The organism is Clostridium sp. BSD9I1 (assembly GCF_900185645.1).
Lineage (GTDB): Bacteria > Bacillota > Clostridia > Clostridiales > Clostridiaceae > Clostridium_AK.
Window position 1 is genome coordinate 74,756 of sequence record NZ_FYAM01000027.1, and the last position, 17,601, is coordinate 92,356.

Genomic DNA, 17,601 nt, shown 5'->3' on the forward strand with positions numbered 1-17,601 from the left:
ACTAGTCGCTAAGTGCTGTTAAACAGTTATATATAGCGGTTAGTGATTAGGGATTTTTGTTTTACCATTTAAATAATATTATTTTTAGTTTAAAATTAATATATCTGTTTTTGTATAAAGTAATTTTTTATGTTGGGAGGGTTAAGAATGTGGAATAAGTTATCATTAAAAAATAAAGTAATATTTTTTTCAGTGCTTTCTATTGTAAGTGTAGTCTTCATATTCAATGGAGAAATAAAAAATAAGAGGTATATAAGTGATAATAACACAAAAAAAATTGAGGTAGCTGATGATAAAGCTATTTTAAAAAGTGATAAAGAGTCAAGTGAAATTGATAAACAAGCTGATGAAGAAAAAGATAAGGAAAATAAAGAGTTGGAACAAATTTATCAAAAGGCTTATAAGGCTTTTTTTGATAATAAATATACTGAATCAATTAATTTGGCAAATGAAATCATTAAAAAAGACAGTAAACATTATAAATCATATAACATAAAGGGAATTGCACTAGCTTATAGCGGAAGTCTTGAAGAAGGAATGAAAAATATAAATAAGGCATTAGAAATAAGCCCTAACTACGGATATGCTTTGTTCAATAAAGCACTGACCTATGAATTGTACGATAAATATGATGAGGCTTTGAAATGGTATGATAAAAATTTAGAAGTTGAGAATTATATATGGAGTTATTATGGGAAAGCAAGTATTTATGGAAGAAAAGGTGACGTGAAAAACACAGTAAAATATCTTAAAATAGCAATTGAAATGGATAAGGTAGTAAAAGAAGAAGCAAGGGTAGAAAGAGATTTTGATAATGTTAGACAAAGTAAAGAGTTCCAGGAGTTAATAAAATAGAAAATAGCATAGGGGATTATGGTATAAGTTAATATAAAAATTAGCATTAGAAGATATAACTTAATAAAAATAGCTTCGTATAAATATATGAAAACATGTTTTTAGAAAGGAAGTAATAAGAAAGTGGATGAGGATTTAAGACTTGTAAAAGAAGTATTAAGAGGGAATTTAGATAGTTTTAATATAATAGTAAATAAATATGAACTCCCTATATTAAGGTTTATATATAATCTTATAAAAAATACACAAACTGCTGAAGATATAACTCAAGATGTATTTATAACGGTATATAATAAACTTTATCTTTACAAAAGTGAGTATAAGTTTTCTAACTGGATATTTCAAATAGCAAGAAATAAATGCATAGATTATATTAGAAAGAATAAGAAGACCGTAGAAGCTAACATAGATGAAATGAGGGAATTAGCATCCAAAGAAGCAACTCCACAGGATCTTTTAGAATTTAAAGAAATGAAAGAACAAGTAGAGAAGTTTTTATGCTCCCTAGAAGAAGTAGATAGGCAAATAGTACTATTAAGGTATTCAGGAGAAAATGCTACATTTCATGATATAGCGCAAATCATGAAAATCAGTGAATCCTCAGTAAAAAGAAGATATTATAATGCAAGAGAAAAGTTCAAAAAAAGTATTTCTATTCAGGAAAAGAGGTGTAGAGGATGAATTGCAGCACATTTTTAAAAAGATTAGATGACTATATAGAGGGTAGTTTAAGCATGGATATGGAAATTGCTATGGAAAAGCATATAGAAGAGTGCTCAAGTTGCAAAGCTTGTTATGAAGAAGAACTTAAGATAGAAAAAGCATTTAAGAGTGTAATTGAAAATAAGGATATAGTATTTAAAAGTTCAAGATCCTCTATAATGGATAGCATAGATAAGAATATGTATGAAAAAAAGATTAGTAAAAGGATGATATTATATTTTAAAAGATATAAATTTATATATAGCACTTGTGCAGCTTTACTAATTGGTTTTATTTCATTAGCTCCGTATATATCAAATAAGATGAATGAAACTTCAGGGCAAAAATTAGCTAAAGACATAGCTCCTAAGAATGCCATGTTAAGCAAAGCTGAACCTGAAAACTTTATGATAAAAAGTTCAGAGCAAGAAAATCAAATAAGAAAAGAAGTAGATACAGCGCTAATAAACCCAACAGTTTTCCTAGAGGAAAAGTATGCTTTCAAAATAAGCAGTTTAGAAACTAAGTCACTATCTAGTGACAATTGGAAGAATTCACCTGATAAAAAATTTAGTGCGGTAGTAGAAGGACAAAACGTAGATGGGACTGAAGAAGGAATACATCCTATAATACTCAGGGAAAATGCAACTAAGAAAATATATAAGCTTTCCTTTAAGGATGAATCCATTCAGTATGCTCCAAAGAAATTACAATGGTGGGATGATAAAAATTTACTTGTTACCATAGGATATGGCTTTGGAACAATAACTAAAGGAGGAGATTTATTTATTGTTAATATAGACACAGGTAACACATATTCAGTGTATAAAACTCAAGATGATAAAAGGGAAGTAACTGATGTAGAAAAGGTATTAAATAATGATGGGAGTATAAGTCTTAAGCTAAAAATAAATGTATATGAGGATGAAAATTACTTAGAATCTCATGTGGAAGAAAAAGTAATAGAAAACTTTAAAGTGCTATATGATAGATAGATGAAGGAGAGCCTAAAATTTAGGTTCTCTTTTTTAGTTATAATATGTATAATTTATGTGTGCATATAATACTAAGGAGGAACTTATGAAAAAGTCTAATAATTTATATACTAAGGCGATAAACAAATACAATAATGGATATATAGATAATGCTTTGGAATTATGTGAAAAAAGTATAGCTTTAAATATAAATAATGCAGCTGCAATTAATTTAAAGGGACTTTTACTTTATTTCAAGGGGGACTTAGATAATTCAAGAAGACTTTGGGAAATGAATGCCCAAATAAATAGAGATAAGATAGCAAGTAGATATTTAGAGGATACACTAAAGGATAAAGAAAGATTTAATTTATATAAGGAAGCCCTAGAACTTATAAATAATTTAAACATTAATGAGGCTTACTCAAAATTAAAAAAGTGCGCTGAGAGTGATTTTAATTCCATAAGTGTAAACAATTATTTAGCTTTATGCTGTATAAAAAAAGGTAATTATGATATGGGATTGCAATATTTAAGTAAAGTAATACAAATGGACAAGAAGAATAGCTTTGCTCTAATGCAGAAAAAATCTGTAAAAAAGTATGTAAATAATAATTCAATTTCTAAATATAAAGTAGCTGTAATATTGTGTATTGTGGTTGTTACATTGGGATCTGCAATATTATTGAGATTTTTTAATAGTGATAATAAGCTATTATCTTATAAACAGGATAAAATAAAAATTAGTGAAAATAAAAGTTATAAATCAAAGGAAATTGAAGCAAAAGAAAATATTGAACCAAATAACAATAATGGTAATAACATAGTAAAGGAAACTCAATTAAAGGAAGAGAAGTTTTCACAAAGCCAATTAAAAGAACTTATTAATAAAAAAGACTTTGAAAATTTACTAAAATATACAGAAAAGTGGAATAATAAAGAGCTATCTATTAATGATAAAGCTCTATACAGTAAAGCTAGAGATTTATTAGAAAATGAAGGGGCACAATATTTCTATAACAAGGGACATGAATATCTAAAAAGTAATAAGTATAAAGAAGCTAAGTACTTTTTAGAAAGAGCTCAAAGCGTGGGTTCTAAGGCATACTTTTTACCAGATACTTTATATATGCTTGGGATTGTTCATGAAAATATGGAGGATATAGAAAAATCAATATATTATTATAGCCTTTATCATAGCAAATATCCAAATGGCGTTTATGAAGATGTAACCTTATATAAATTGGCATTATTATATAAAGATGTGGATATCAATAAGTCAAAAGGCTATGCGTCTATGTTAACTAATAGATTTAAGGATTCTATGTATAATAACTCCATTATAAAAGAAATACTAAATATGAAAAAATAAATCTATAACTAATAATTATTATTAAATAGTATTGACTTGGCTAAAAAAGTGATATAAAATTATAATATATAATACCCTTTGGGGGTATGTGGGAGGAATAAGTATGGTAAAAGAAATAAAAGACAACAACTTTCAAGATGAGGTTTTAAAATCAGATATTATAACTGTAGTAGATTTTTGGGCACCTTGGTGTGGTCCTTGTAAAATGCTTGGACCTGTAATAGACGAAATATCTAAAGAGTTAAAAAATAAGGCTAAGTTTGTAAAGATAAATGTAGATGAGAATCCAACAGTTTCAAGCCAATATAGAATAGAAAGCATACCAACAGTGCTTGTATTCAAGGGTGGAAAAATAGTTGAAAACTTAGTTGGATTTAGACCAAAGCAAGCAATAAAAATGGCTATTGAGAGAAATTTTTAATAATATATGATAAAAAGAGGTGTAGTAAATGACTAAAAGATATGATATGGCTATAATAGGAAGCGGACCAGCGGGACTTTCTGCAGCTATAAATGCTAAGATAAGAAATAAGCAGTTTATTATATTTGGAACTGAGAATCTAAGTAATAAGCTGATTAAAGCACCTAAGGTAAATAATTATTTAGGGTTTTATGATGTAACTGGAAAAGAACTTAAAGATAACTTTAAGAATCATTTAAACTCAATGGACATACAGATAACAACTGAAAAAATTACAGCAGTTTATGGAATGGGGGATTATTTTGCAGTAATGGCTAATGATAAGACTTATGAAGCTACTACTGTGATAATCGCAACAGGAATGGAATTTACAAAACCATTAAAAGGTGAAGAAGAGTTACTTGGAAGAGGAGTAGGGTATTGTGCTACATGCGATGCACCCTTATATAAGGGAAAGGTTGTAACTATTATAGGATATAATAGAGAAGCAGAAGAAGAAGCCAATTTTGTAAGTGAGTTAGCTTCTAAGGTAAACTATGTACCTATGTACAAGGCGCAATACGATTTGAAAAATAGCATTGAATTAATAGAAGATAATCCTGTTGAAATACAAGGAGAAGCTAAAGTAGAAAAGCTTATTCTAAAGACTTCTCAATTAGAAACAGATGGATTATTTGTGTTAAAGGACAGTGTATCGCCATCACAGTTAGTACCAGGACTTGAAATGGAAAATGGGCATATAAAAGTTGATAGAGAAATGAAGACAAATATACCAGGATGCTTTGCAGCAGGAGATTGTGCAGGAAAGCCGTATCAGTATCTAAAATCTGCTGGAGAAGGCCAAGTAGCAGCATTAAATGCTGTTTCATATATCGATTCATTAAAAAAATAAGTTTATAATCAATGATTTAAAGCCTATGAGAAACTTCTCATAGGCTAAGCTTATTTAAGTTAGTGTAGTAAAATTATTTTACTACAAAGAATACATGATTACCTATAACCTTTTTATTACTTTTATCGATATTTTTCATCCAACCACAGGTAGCTATTTTGGGGTTATAAAAAAATACAGCTTTATTTGTAGGATCTTTACCCTTTAATGCATCAGTAACTGCATTAAAGCTATCTTTATCAGGAGTTAATTTGATAACTCCATTTTTCACACAAGAAAATGCGTAAGGTTGTTTTATTACACCTGACACAGATTTAGGGAAACCAGGATTTTTTACTCTGTTTAAGATTACAGATGCCACAGCAATTTTACCCTCATAAGGCTCGCCGCGACTTTCTGCATAAACTACTTGAGCCATTAGATATATATCTTCACTAGTTATATAAATTTTACTTTTATTTTCTCCAAAAACTTCTACTGCAATACTTTGATCATTAAATAAGTCACAATCTATATCAGGTTGAGGCATAGCAGCCAAACTTGTGGTACTGGACAATAATAAAAGATAAGAAGTTAAAATTATACTGATTATCTTTTTCATATGTATTTCGCTCCTTTTACCGACGGGGTTAGCTGACGGATTAGGTAAAGGTTAACCTTCATAGTAAATATGATTCACCCCAAAACTTGGTTCCCCCGTGTTTTTTTTACTTAGGCTAATGATATTGTGCCCGAAAAATCATAAAAAATACATATTAATTTATAGTATCTTCTTTAAATTTTTCATAAGATTCTACAAAAGAATTAAAGTTATTATTTAGTGTGTTATAGGATGCTTCTGTTTCATTATAAGTAGAAGTTACTTCTTTAGTATAATTAGATGTTTCTTTTTGGTTTTGATAGGAAATAACATCTAATTTAAAACTTTGTATATATGAAATATAGTTATTTAAAGTAGTTAAAAATAATTCATATATATATACAGAGTTAGAAGGTACAGTTAGTTTAGAGAACTCAGTCTTTATCCCTTGAACTTGTTCTACATTTGAATCAACTATTTCCATCAATGAATCTAAACTAAGGTTCTTGTTTAATCTATCCACGTAATCATTATAATTCATTTTAATATCTATAAATGAACTTAAAATTTCATCCATAGAATCAATAAATTCTTTATATTGTGCAGTATTAATTTCATTAGTTTTTCTAATTCTAATAAGGTCCTCTATATAAGAGATACAATTATTTATATAAGTTTTACTTTTATCAGTTAATGAAATACTTAATCTATTAGTATGGAAAAGTGAATAGTGGTAAAGACATTTATTATTAAGATTTTTTAACGTTATTAAGGCCTTGTCCATATCTCCTCCTTGAGGATTAGCAAATATAGCAACAAGTTGTTCGTATATATGTATATTATAATTTAAACCTTGTAATAAGTTGCTATATTCGTTAGCGTTTATAGTATTTGCTTCTATATTATTTAAGTTATTTTTAACTTCTTTTAATTCCTTTACTATGATTGGGAGTTCTTCTCTTGATTTTTCTATATCTATGCTCTGTTCTTTTATTAAATTCCAAGTTTTATTATTAGTATTATTAATAGATGTTATACTAATGTGTAATACTTTTTTAGGGCTATCTTTAGTAAAATTTTTTAATAATGAATAGGTGTTAAGTATATTACCTATAATTAGTAATAGGGCAAATGCTATTATGCCTATAATAAGCTTTTTGTTTTTCATTTTAATCCCCCCTTCTAGTTATAATATTCATTACAATTTAATAAAATTACTTCTAAAAAATTTTATTAATAATTTAATAAATTTTACTTAATAAATTATAAAAATTACTAAGTATAGTGTATAATTATTAATGTAATTAAAGAAATAAGGAGGTGAAGAGGCTTTGGAGATATTACAGGTGATGGTAAACTCAATAAAAAATATAAATGTGTCTTCTATACTAGACATTTTGGCGGTATCATATCTATTTTATAAAGCATATATGTTGATCAGAGAAACTAGAGCAGAGCAACTTTTAAAGGGAATTATACTTATAATAATATTTATTCCCATAAGTAAAGTATTAAGACTTGAAATGCTGTATTGGATTTTAAGTAATACAATTACAATAGGGGTGCTTTCTTTTATTATCATATTTCAGCCCGAAATTCGTAGGGCTCTAGAACATATAGGAAGAAGTGCTTTTACTGATAAACATATTTTACAAGATGAGGAAGCAATGGCAAAGGTAATAGAGGAAATAGTTAATGCTGTAGAAAGCTTATCTAGAGAAAAAACAGGAGCATTAATAGTAATTGAAAGATTGACAGGGCTCGGTGAAATTATAAATACAGGAACTAAATTAGATTCACTAGTATCTTCAGCTCTCCTAGAAAACATATTTGTGGTAAATACTCCTCTTCATGATGGAGCAACTATAATAAGAAACGATAGAATAATTTCTTCGGGATGCTTTTTACCACTTACAAGTAATAATGAATTAAATAGGGCACTGGGAACAAGGCATAGGGCAGCACTTGGCATATCCGAGAACTCAGATGCAATAATTATAGTAGTTTCAGAAGAAACAGGAACAATATCTTTGGCTGTTAATGGCAACTTAACTAGGAATTACGATAAGGCAAGACTTAAGGATATACTTATGAGAATAATTAAAAAGACTCAAAGTAAAAAATTAAATTTTAAAGAGCGGGTGGTAGCATGGATGAGAGAAACAAAAAAGAGCAGCTAATTATAAAAATATGCTGTCTTATTGCTGCTTTTGGATTATGGTTATATACTACCAACGTATTAAATCCTATAAGAACTTATAAAAAAAGTATTCCAGTAGTTTTAATGAATGCAGATGCAATAGGACAATCAAATTTAACTCTAATTCCTGGACAAAATCCTTCTATAACACTAACATTAAAGGGAACTGCAAATGACGTATATTCTGTTACAGAAAATCAATTTAAAGTAGTAATTGATTTAGGTGCCTATGTGCTAAAAAAAGGAGAAAATATTATTCCTGTAGAGCTTAAAGAAATTCCAAACAATATTAAAGTAGTAAATACTGAAAACCTATGGGCAAAGGTTGAGATAGATGAACTTGAAGAAAAAGTAGTGCCTATTAAGACAGATATAGAAGGTAAAGCAAAAGAAGGATATTATGCCTTAAAAACAAATATAAATGAAAACTCTGCTAGAATAACGGGAGCAGCTAGATATGTTGAAAAAGTAGATGCGGTAGTTGCAAAGTATAATATAAGTAATAGAACTTCGGACTTGCAGCAATCAGTTTCATTAAAACCTGTAGATAAAAACAATAATGTTGTAGATTATGTAAAAGTAGAACCTTCATATGTGAATGTTAAGGTTCCAATAAAGAAAATAAAAAGCATTCCTATAACAGTTAAAACAACAGGAGAATTAGCAGATAGAATTTTAAATAGTATTATTTCTATTCCTAGCTCTATAGAGATAGCTGGAGAAGATGCCCTTATAAATTCTATTACATCTTTAAATACTGAAACAATAGACTTATCTACATCATCTAAAGATGAAATTGATATAAAATTAATAGTACCCGAAGGAGTTACTCTTATAAATAATAATGGATATGTAAAGGTTAAAATAACTTCAAATAATATTTTACAAAAGAGCATATCATCAACGATTAAATTTATTAATAAAAGTGAAGACTATGATGTAACGTCAGATATTTCACAGGTTAATATTATAATAAAGGGTACAGGAGATATTTTGAACAATATAACGACCATAGAAAGTTATATAGATTTAAATTCTTTAAAGGAAGGTACACATTCTCTTCCTATAGGTGTAAATATACCAAGTAACGTTAGTTTAGTTTCAGTGACTCCAAGTAATATAAATGTAACTATAAAGAAAAAGGTGGTAGAAACTATAAATGGCAATTAAGATAAATAACATAGCACTAGACATAGATGAAGATATATCGGTTTTAAAATCTAAAGTAGCTAAAAAATTGAGACTTCCAGAAAAATATATAAAAGATTTTAAAATATTAAAAGAGTCTATTGATGCAAGGAAAAAAAATCTTATTAAGATTAATTATGCTGTAGAGATTGCTTGTGATGATGAAGAAAAGGTAGTTTTAAAAGCAAATGATAAAGATGTAAAAATAGAAGAACAAAATTATGAGGAGAATTTTCCCTTTGGAGAAAAAAAATTAAGCCACAGACCGGTAATTATAGGCATGGGGCCAGCAGGGATGTTTGCTGGCCTTTTATTATCGCAAAAGGGGTATAATCCTATAATAGTGGAAAGAGGAGAAGCGGTAGAAGAAAGAACTAAATCCATTGATAAGTTTTGGAAAGAGGGAATACTCGCGGAAAGTTCTAATGTTCAATTTGGTGAAGGGGGGGCAGGAACTTTTTCTGATGGAAAGCTAACTACTAGAATAAAGGATACAAGATGTGACTTTATTTTAGAAGAGTTTATAAGGTGTGGTGCACCAGAGGAAATAAAGTATATGGGAAAACCTCATATTGGTACTGATATATTAAAAGAAGTTGTAAAAAATATTAGAAAAGAAATAATAAGACTTGGGGGAGAAGTTTACTTTAATCATCAAATGCAAGATCTTATTATTAAAGATGGTAGCTTAAAAGCTATAGTAGCTAATGATAAAGAAATACCTTGTGAAGTTGCAGTGCTTTCTATAGGTCATAGTGCAAGAGATACCTATGAGCTTCTACATAATAAAAACATATTTTTAGAGCCTAAACCATTTGCAATAGGAGTGAGGGCAGAGCATGTTCAATCATTTATTGATGAAAATCAATATGGAAAATATGCAGGGCATCCAAGGCTCAGGGCAGCCGATTATAGGCTTGCATATACAAGTAACAAGACAGGAAGAGGAGTATATAGCTTTTGCATGTGTCCTGGAGGATATGTTGTAGCGGCTTCATCAGAGGAAAATAAAATTGTGACTAATGGAATGAGTTATCATAAAAGAGATGGCAAAAATGCTAATTCAGCAATAGTTGTATCTGTAAGCCCAGAGGATTTTGAAGGAAGCAGCCCATTAAGAGGAATGGAATTTCAAAGACATTATGAAAGTTTAGCATACAAAACCACAAATAGTTATATGGCACCAGTTCAGCTTTTAGGAGATTTTATGGAAGATGAGATAAGTAAGGGTATAGGCAAGGTAGAGCCTACATATAAACCTGGATATGAGTTTTCAGACTTAAGAAAATGTCTACCATCCTATGTAATAGAATCCTTAAAGGATGGTTTCATAAACTTTGATAAGAAGATAAAAGGTTTTGGAGATAAGGACACAGTGCTTACAGGAATAGAAACTAGAACTTCTGCTCCAGTAAGAATTACAAGAAATGAAGACCTACAGAGTATTTCACTGAAGGGACTTTATCCAGCAGGAGAAGGAGCAGGATATGCAGGCGGGATTATATCTGCAGCAGTAGATGGATTAAGAGTAGCAGAAAGTATAATGAAGGAATGGGCACCTATAGTATAATTAAAAGCTTTGATTTAAATAGTAGGTATAATCTACTTAGGTAAATCAAAGCTAAAAATTTAATAACTTAATTTTCTGAAAAACAGTGATTTTATGAAAATATTTGATACAATAAACATGAGATATTATAACAGTTTAGATAGTTAAAAATTTATCAATCATAAATAATTTTAAAGAGGTGTATTTCAATGATTAGAAGTTTTGATGAAGTTTTACAAAAGCTTAAAAGTCTTGAAACTAAAAAAGTAGCAGTAGCTGTAGCGCAAGATGAGCCAGTTCTTGAAGCGGTTAGAGACGCAAAGAAGAATGGTATTGCGGATGCTATATTAGTAGGTCACAAAGCAGAAATAGAAAAGATAGCGGACAAAATAGGAATGGATTTAAGCAACTTTGAAATAATAGACGAGCCAAACGTTGCAAAAGCATCCTTAAAGGCTGTAGAATTAGTATCTACAGGAAAAGCAGATATGTTAATGAAAGGTTTAGTTGATACAGCAACTTTCTTAAGATCTGTTTTAAATAAAGAAATTGGACTTAGAACAGGAAAAACTATGTCCCACGTAGCAGTTTTTCAAACAGAAAAATTTGACAGATTATTATTATTAACAGATGTTGCATTTAATACATATCCTGAACTTAAGGAGAAAGTTGATATAATACATAATGCTGCTTCAGTTGCACATGCTCTTGGAATAGAAAAGCCTAAAGTTGCAGCAGTATGCGCTGTAGAAGTTGTAAATCCAAAGATGCCTGAAACTATAGATGCTTCTTTACTTGCAAAGATGAGCGATAGAGGACAGATTAAGGGATGCGTTGTAGATGGACCTTTCGCACTTGACAATGCATTATCTGAAGAAGCTGCAAAACATAAGAAGGTTACAGGAGAAGTAGCAGGTAAGGCAGATGTATTATTACTTCCAAATATCCATGCAGGTAACATAATGTATAAGACTTTAACTTATACAACTGATTCTAAAAATGGATGCTTACTTGTAGGAACAACTGCACCAGTTGTATTAACTTCTAGAAATGACAGCCATGAAACAAAGATGTATTCAATAGCTCTTGCAGCATTAGTAGCTGACAATATGAAGAAATAATTTATAATTATAATATATGGAGGTAACAAAATGTCATACAAATTATTGATAATAAACCCAGGTTCTACTTCTACAAAAATAGGTGTATTTGAAGACGAAAACTTATTATTTGAAGAAACTTTAAGACATTCTTCAGAGGAAATAGGAAGATATGAAACAGTATATGATCAGTTTCATTTCAGACAAGAAGTTATATTAAATGTACTAAAAGAAAAGGGATTTGATATAACTACTTTAAGTGCAGTAGTAGGAAGAGGCGGACTTTTAAAACCTATCGAAGGAGGCACATATGCTGTAAATGATGCTATGCTTCATGATCTTAAAGTAAGCGTACGTGGACAGCATGCTTCAAACTTAGGTGGAATAATTGCAAATGAAATTGCTAATTCACTTAATATACCATCATTTATAGTAGATCCAGTTGTTGTAGATGAACTTCAAGATGTAGCAAGAATTTCTGGTATGCCAGAAATAGAAAGAACTAGTATATTCCATGCTTTAAATCAAAAGGCTGTTGCAAGAAAATATGCTAAAGAACACGGAAAAGATTATGCAGATGTAAACTTAATAGTAGCTCACATGGGTGGTGGTTCATCTGTTGGAGCACATAAAAATGGAAGAATCATTGATGTAAATAATGCATTAGATGGAGAAGGTCCATTTTCACCAGAAAGAAGTGGCGGAGTTCCAATAGGAGATCTAGTAAGACTTTGTTACTCAGGAAAATATACTTTACCAGAAATGATTAAAAAGATAAATGGAAAAGGTGGTACAGTAGCATACCTTGGAACAAATGACTTTAGGGATGTTGAAAATAAGGGATTAGAAGGCGGCGAAGAATATAAGGAATATAGACTTATATTAGATGCATTTATATATCAAATGGGTAAAGAAATAGGAAAATGTGCAGCTGTTTTAGCTGGTAAAATAGACGCTATAATATTAACTGGAGGAATTGCTTACAGTAAATATGTGGTAGCTGAAATTAAAAAGATGGTTGAATTTATGGCTCCTGTAGTACCATATCCTGGAGAAGATGAATTATTAGCATTAGCTCAAGGAGCAATAAGAGTACTATCTGGAGAAGAAAAAGCAAAAGAATATAAATAATTATATATGATTATAGAGGTCTGGCGGTAAGCGCCAGACCTTTACTTTTGTCGAATTAACCAACAGGCATTTTGTTGAGATAATATATAAATTGTATTATAATAGGTCTATATGTTTGAATTTTAACAATAAAATTGCATAAACTTATATTACATAAAACATAGAAAAGAGAGGTATTATCTATGGATAGAATGTTTGGAACGGATGGAGTAAGAGGCATAGCAAACCAAGAGCTTACATCAAGACTTGCATACGATTTAGGAAGAGCAGGTGCACATATATTAACAGAAGGTACTCACAAGCCTAAAATTTTAGTAGGGATGGATACAAGAATATCAGGACATATGCTTGAAAGCGCATTAGTAGCAGGCATACTCTCTGTAGGAGCTGAGGCAGTTTGCGTAGGGATCGTACCAACTCCAGCTATAGCATATTTAACAAGAAAATATGGAGCAGATGCAGGGGTAGTAATTTCAGCATCTCATAATCCAGTTGAATATAATGGAATAAAGTTTTTTAACAAAAATGGATATAAACTTTCTGATGATTTAGAAGACAAGATACAAGCAGTAATAGAAGGAGACTTTGAAGGAGTAACTTCACCTATAGGAGAAAATATAGGAAGAAAGATTGTTGAAGAAGCGGCTATTGAAGATTATATAGAATTTGCAAAGTCTACTATAGATACAGACCTAAAGGGATTAAAGGTTGCACTAGATTGTGCAAATGGAGCGGCTTATGAAACAGCAGTTCAAACCTTTAGGGCATTAGGAGCAGAAGTAGTAGTTATAAATAATGATCCCGATGGATTCAATATAAATAAAAACTGTGGATCTACTCATCCTGAAGAGCTAATGGATTACGTTGTAAAAAAAGGATGTGACCTAGGATTAGCTTTTGACGGGGATGCAGATAGATGTTTAGCAGTAGATGAAAATGGGGAATTAATAAATGGAGATTTTATAATGTCCATTTGTGCTAAATATATGAAGGATACAGGAAAACTAGATAAGGATACTATAGTTATAACTGTTATGAGTAATCTAGGCATGCACATAGCCATGAAAAGAGAAGGCATCAATTTTATAACTACTAAGGTAGGAGATAGATACGTGCTTGAAGAAATGGTTAAGGATGGGTATAAAATTGGAGGAGAACAATCAGGACATATTATTTTCTTAGATTATAATACAACTGGAGATGGGCTTATTACAGGACTTCAATTATCTGCTATTATAAAAAATACTGGTAAGAAGTTATCTGAGCTTGCTTCTGTAATGAAAGAACTTCCTCAAGTACTTGTAAATGCAAAGATACCTAATGATAAAAAAGATATATATATAACAGATGAAGAAATAGCATCAGAAATTAAAGGTATAGAAGATAAAATGAAAGGCAACGGAAGGGTTCTTATAAGACCATCAGGAACAGAGCCGTTAGTGAGAGTAATGCTTGAAGGAGAAAATCAATCTGAAATAGATGAAATAGCACATTCCTTAGCTAAATTAATAGAACAGAAGGCAAATGAATAGCTAAAAGTATATATAGTGAACATCTTATAATAAAAAAGATGTTCACTAAAATTATTTCTGAAGTTTTTATTAAATTTTTATTTACCATTGACCAAATTCAATATAAAAAATATAATGAATTAGATGCCTCTTTATTAAAGAGGACAAAAGGGGTGATAATTAAGTAGAAAATTTTGGATGATTTAAATTTAAAGCGCCAGGACTTAAGTGAAGCTCTAAATCTGTGATTTAGTCAGCTGAACTTACTCCTCAGTATGAGGAGTTTCCTTACGGATTTTAAAGGAAACTCCGCTGTTGCGGAGTAAGCGACCATCGACAAATCGAAGATTTGGGATGTCTGCTTAAGTTGACGAGGATGGGGAGTATCGAATCTTCGGCGGGTGCCCCACGGTATCGCACTACCGTTAACGGCTCATAAAATCTAAAAGTGATTTTAGGCACAAAATGAGCCAGGTGTTAAAAACTTTCATATACCTAAGGTATATAATATTAAATTAAATTTGAAAGGAAGAATAAATTATGTGCGGAATAGTAGGTTATATAGGTAAAAGACAGGCGTCTTCACTTTTAGTTGAAGGGCTTTCAAAATTAGAATATAGGGGATATGATTCAGCGGGTGTTGCTATAATGGACACCGATAGTGATGATATCAATGTAGTAAAATGCAAAGGAAGACTTGCAAATTTAGAAGCAAAGTTAAATAATACTCCATTAGACGGAACACTTGGAATTGGGCATACAAGATGGGCTACTCATGGTGAGCCATCTGACTTAAATTCTCATCCTCATAGTAATTCAGATGAGACTATAAGTGTTGTTCACAATGGTATAATTGAAAATTATATAAATTTAAGAGAATGGTTAACTTCTAAGGGATATAAGTTCTTATCTGAAACAGATACGGAAGTTATACCTCATTTAGTAGATTACTACTATAAAGGGGACTTATTAGATGCAGTTATGAAGGCAGTTTCTAAAATGGAAGGAAGCTATGCTATAGGTGTTGTATGTAGTAAAGAACCTGATAAGCTTGTAGCAGTAAGAAAAGACAGCCCACTTATTGTAGGACTTGGAAAAGATGAGTGCTTTATTGCTTCTGATATACCAGCAGTATTAAATCATACAAGAGATATTTATCTTTTAAATGATAAAGAATTTGTTTTAATGACAAGAGATGGCATAAAGCTATTTACAGAAGACAAGGAAGAAATAAAAAAGGATATATATCATGTAACATGGAATGCTGATGCTGCTGAAAAGGGCGGATATGAAGATTTCATGCTAAAGGAAATTCATGAGCAACCAAAGGTTATAAAGGATACTATGACATCAAGAGTTATGCCTGGAAAACCAATTACCCTTGATGATATAACGATAACTCATGATCAGATAGAAAATATATCAAAGATTTATATAGTAGCATGCGGAACTGCTTATCATGCAGGAGTAGTTGGAAAATATGTTATAGAAAAGTTAGCAAGAATACCAGTTGAAATAGATATAGCTTCAGAATTTAGATATAGAAATCCTATCATAGATGAAAAGACATTAATGATAGTTATAAGCCAATCTGGTGAAACAGCAGATACTTTAGCAGCATTAAGAGAAGCTAGAATTCGCGGAGCAAGAGTTATTGCTGTAACTAATGTAGTAGGAAGTTCAGTTTCAAGAGAAGCAGATGATGTATTATATACTTGGGCAGGACCAGAAATTGCAGTTGCATCAACAAAGGCTTATGAAACTCAGCTTATAGCTATGTATATAATTGCTTTATACTTTGCTCAGCATAAGAAAACTTTAAGTGAAGAAGAGTTAGAAAGCTTAAAGGAAGAAATGCTTACACTACCTGAAAAAGCAGAAGAGTGCTTAAAGCATAAAGAAGTAATACAAAAATTTGCAGCAAAGACATACATGCATAAAGATATGTTCTTCTTAGGAAGAGGGCTTGACTATGCGGTAGCTATGGAAGGATCCTTAAAGCTTAAGGAAATATCCTATATACACTCAGAAGCATATGCAGGTGGAGAATTAAAGCACGGTCCAATAGCTTTAATAGAAGATGGAACTATAGTTGTTGCACTAGCAACTCAAGATGATTTATTTGATAAGATGGTAAGCAACGTAAAGGAAGTTAAAACAAGAGGAGCGAGTGTCCTTGGAGTAGCATTCGAAGGAAATGAAAGTATAGAAAAAACAGTGGATTCAGCAATTTATTTACCAAGAATAAATCCATTATTTGCGCCATTACTTTCAGTAATACCTCTTCAATTATTCTCTTATTACTCAGCAGTACAAAAGGGATGCGACGTTGATAAGCCAAGAAATTTAGCAAAATCAGTTACAGTAGAATAGGTTTTAGATAAATATTAATAATTGTTGTTGCAAAATAAAATTAACGGAAACTAAATAAAATAAATGGGAACTAAATAAAATTAACGGAAACTGAATAAAATTAACGGAAACTGGGATTAAGAATATATATTCAGTCGATTGAATAAATATTCGGTTCTAAGTGAATAAACCGTAAGAGTGCAAGATGAAGATTATTATAATCTTCATCTTGCACTCTTTTATTTTTATTAAAAAGCAGGGTGCTCTATGGAGTTTAATTAAAAGGATTCAAGGAATTTCTATCAAATTAAATGTATAGAATATAAAAATGAATAAAGGAGTGATTTGAAGAATATGAATTTGATATTGAATAAACTAACGGTGTTTGGTGCGGAAGAGGATGTAAGTGAAGTTATGAATTTTATAAAAGTAGAAAAGAGCGAACAAAACCCAGAAATATATGGGGTTGGTAGTATTGATTTTAATAAAATTGCTCACAAGTCGCAATGGAGAACTAAACGAAATGCAATTAATGCAACAGACATAGGAAGTTCACATAACGAAATTTACTTTTATACAGAATGTACTACTGCTGTGATGCTGATTAAAAGTTTATCATCGACTTTTTCCAAAGTAGTTTTTGATTATCTATATAATAGTGAAGAGCTTGATACAACAATTAGAATAAGGATTGCTAATGGTAAACTATCGGAATTTGAACTATGTGAAGATTAAGAGTAAAGGAGAAAAAATGAAGTGGAGAAAGAAGCATTT

16 protein-coding genes and 1 riboswitch are annotated in these 17,601 nt (G+C 30.5%); of the genes, 14 read left to right on the forward strand and 2 right to left on the reverse strand.

The genetic code is table 11. The features are described 5' to 3' along the window. Positions 1-147: 147 nt before the first annotated feature. The 6 genes from BSD9I1_RS17340 (at position 148) to BSD9I1_RS17365 (ending at position 5,216) form a co-directional block, all read left to right on the forward strand. The gene (locus BSD9I1_RS17340; protein WP_186431357.1) at positions 148-855 is read left to right on the forward strand and encodes a tetratricopeptide repeat protein; all 708 of its coding nucleotides are present in this window, start codon (positions 148-150) and stop codon (positions 853-855) included. A gap of 123 nt (positions 856-978) precedes the next feature. Next, positions 979-1,536 carry an RNA polymerase sigma factor gene (locus BSD9I1_RS17345; protein ID WP_186431358.1) on the forward strand — a complete coding sequence of 186 codons (558 nt, stop codon included), beginning with the start codon at positions 979-981 and terminating at the stop codon, positions 1,534-1,536. Then, entirely contained in the window at positions 1,533-2,552 is a 1,020-nt protein-coding gene (locus BSD9I1_RS17350) for a DUF4652 domain-containing protein (RefSeq protein ID WP_186431359.1), read from the forward strand. Before BSD9I1_RS17345 ends, BSD9I1_RS17350 begins: the two co-directional genes overlap by 4 nt. An 85-nt stretch (positions 2,553-2,637) precedes the next feature. Beyond that, on the forward strand, positions 2,638-3,903 hold the full coding sequence (locus BSD9I1_RS17355; RefSeq protein WP_186431360.1) for a hypothetical protein: 1,266 nt from the start codon (positions 2,638-2,640) through the stop codon (positions 3,901-3,903). A 103-nt stretch (positions 3,904-4,006) separates the two neighbouring features. Beyond that, the gene (gene trxA / locus BSD9I1_RS17360) at positions 4,007-4,324 is read left to right on the forward strand and encodes a thioredoxin (protein WP_186431361.1); all 318 of its coding nucleotides are present in this window, start codon (positions 4,007-4,009) and stop codon (positions 4,322-4,324) included. Positions 4,325-4,352: 28 nt separating this feature from the next. Then, positions 4,353-5,216 (forward strand): NAD(P)/FAD-dependent oxidoreductase, encoded by an 864-nt coding sequence (locus tag BSD9I1_RS17365; protein WP_186431362.1) that lies wholly within the window; start codon positions 4,353-4,355, stop codon positions 5,214-5,216. A 73-nt stretch (positions 5,217-5,289) separates the two neighbouring features. On the opposite strand, the gene BSD9I1_RS17370 is transcribed toward BSD9I1_RS17365, so the two are convergent. Further along, positions 5,290-5,817, reverse strand: coding sequence for a cell wall hydrolase (locus tag BSD9I1_RS17370; protein WP_035306558.1), 528 nt, complete (start codon positions 5,815-5,817; stop codon positions 5,290-5,292). A gap of 3 nt (positions 5,818-5,820) precedes the next feature. After that, positions 5,821-5,944: riboswitch (cyclic di-AMP (ydaO/yuaA leader) on the reverse strand. A gap of 27 nt (positions 5,945-5,971) precedes the next feature. Next, entirely contained in the window at positions 5,972-6,964 is a 993-nt protein-coding gene (locus tag BSD9I1_RS17375; RefSeq protein ID WP_186431363.1) for a hypothetical protein, read from the reverse strand. 163 nt (positions 6,965-7,127) lie between these two features. Between BSD9I1_RS17375 and cdaA the strand changes: the two genes are divergently transcribed. The 8 genes from cdaA (at position 7,128) to BSD9I1_RS17415 (ending at position 17,562) form a co-directional block, all read left to right on the forward strand. Continuing rightward, a complete protein-coding gene (gene cdaA / locus BSD9I1_RS17380; protein ID WP_186431364.1) occupies positions 7,128-7,976 on the forward strand; it encodes a diadenylate cyclase CdaA in 849 nt (282 codons plus the stop codon). Continuing rightward, entirely contained in the window at positions 7,946-9,166 is a 1,221-nt protein-coding gene (locus tag BSD9I1_RS17385) for a YbbR-like domain-containing protein (RefSeq protein WP_035306564.1), read from the forward strand. The genes cdaA and BSD9I1_RS17385 overlap by 31 nt, the downstream gene beginning before the upstream one ends. Continuing rightward, positions 9,156-10,754: an NAD(P)/FAD-dependent oxidoreductase gene (locus BSD9I1_RS17390; RefSeq protein ID WP_186431365.1), complete on the forward strand. Its 1,599-nt coding sequence runs from the start codon at positions 9,156-9,158 to the stop codon at positions 10,752-10,754. The genes BSD9I1_RS17385 and BSD9I1_RS17390 overlap by 11 nt, the downstream gene beginning before the upstream one ends. 188 nt (positions 10,755-10,942) lie before the next feature. Beyond that, positions 10,943-11,854, forward strand: coding sequence for a phosphate butyryltransferase (ptb, locus tag BSD9I1_RS17395; protein ID WP_035306567.1), 912 nt, complete (start codon positions 10,943-10,945; stop codon positions 11,852-11,854). 30 nt (positions 11,855-11,884) lie between these two features. Beyond that, positions 11,885-12,964 carry a butyrate kinase gene (gene buk, locus BSD9I1_RS17400; RefSeq protein ID WP_186431366.1) on the forward strand — a complete coding sequence of 360 codons (1,080 nt, stop codon included), beginning with the start codon at positions 11,885-11,887 and terminating at the stop codon, positions 12,962-12,964. Positions 12,965-13,146: 182 nt separating this feature from the next. Further along, positions 13,147-14,496, forward strand: a complete 1,350-nt coding sequence (glmM, locus tag BSD9I1_RS17405; protein WP_186431367.1) for a phosphoglucosamine mutase — start codon at positions 13,147-13,149, stop codon at positions 14,494-14,496. A gap of 519 nt (positions 14,497-15,015) precedes the next feature. Beyond that, positions 15,016-16,848, forward strand: a complete 1,833-nt coding sequence (gene glmS, locus BSD9I1_RS17410) for a glutamine--fructose-6-phosphate transaminase (isomerizing) (RefSeq protein ID WP_186431368.1) — start codon at positions 15,016-15,018, stop codon at positions 16,846-16,848. Between the two features lie 333 nt (positions 16,849-17,181). Further along, positions 17,182-17,562, forward strand: coding sequence for a hypothetical protein (locus tag BSD9I1_RS17415; RefSeq protein ID WP_186431369.1), 381 nt, complete (start codon positions 17,182-17,184; stop codon positions 17,560-17,562). Positions 17,563-17,601: the final 39 nt, after the last annotated feature.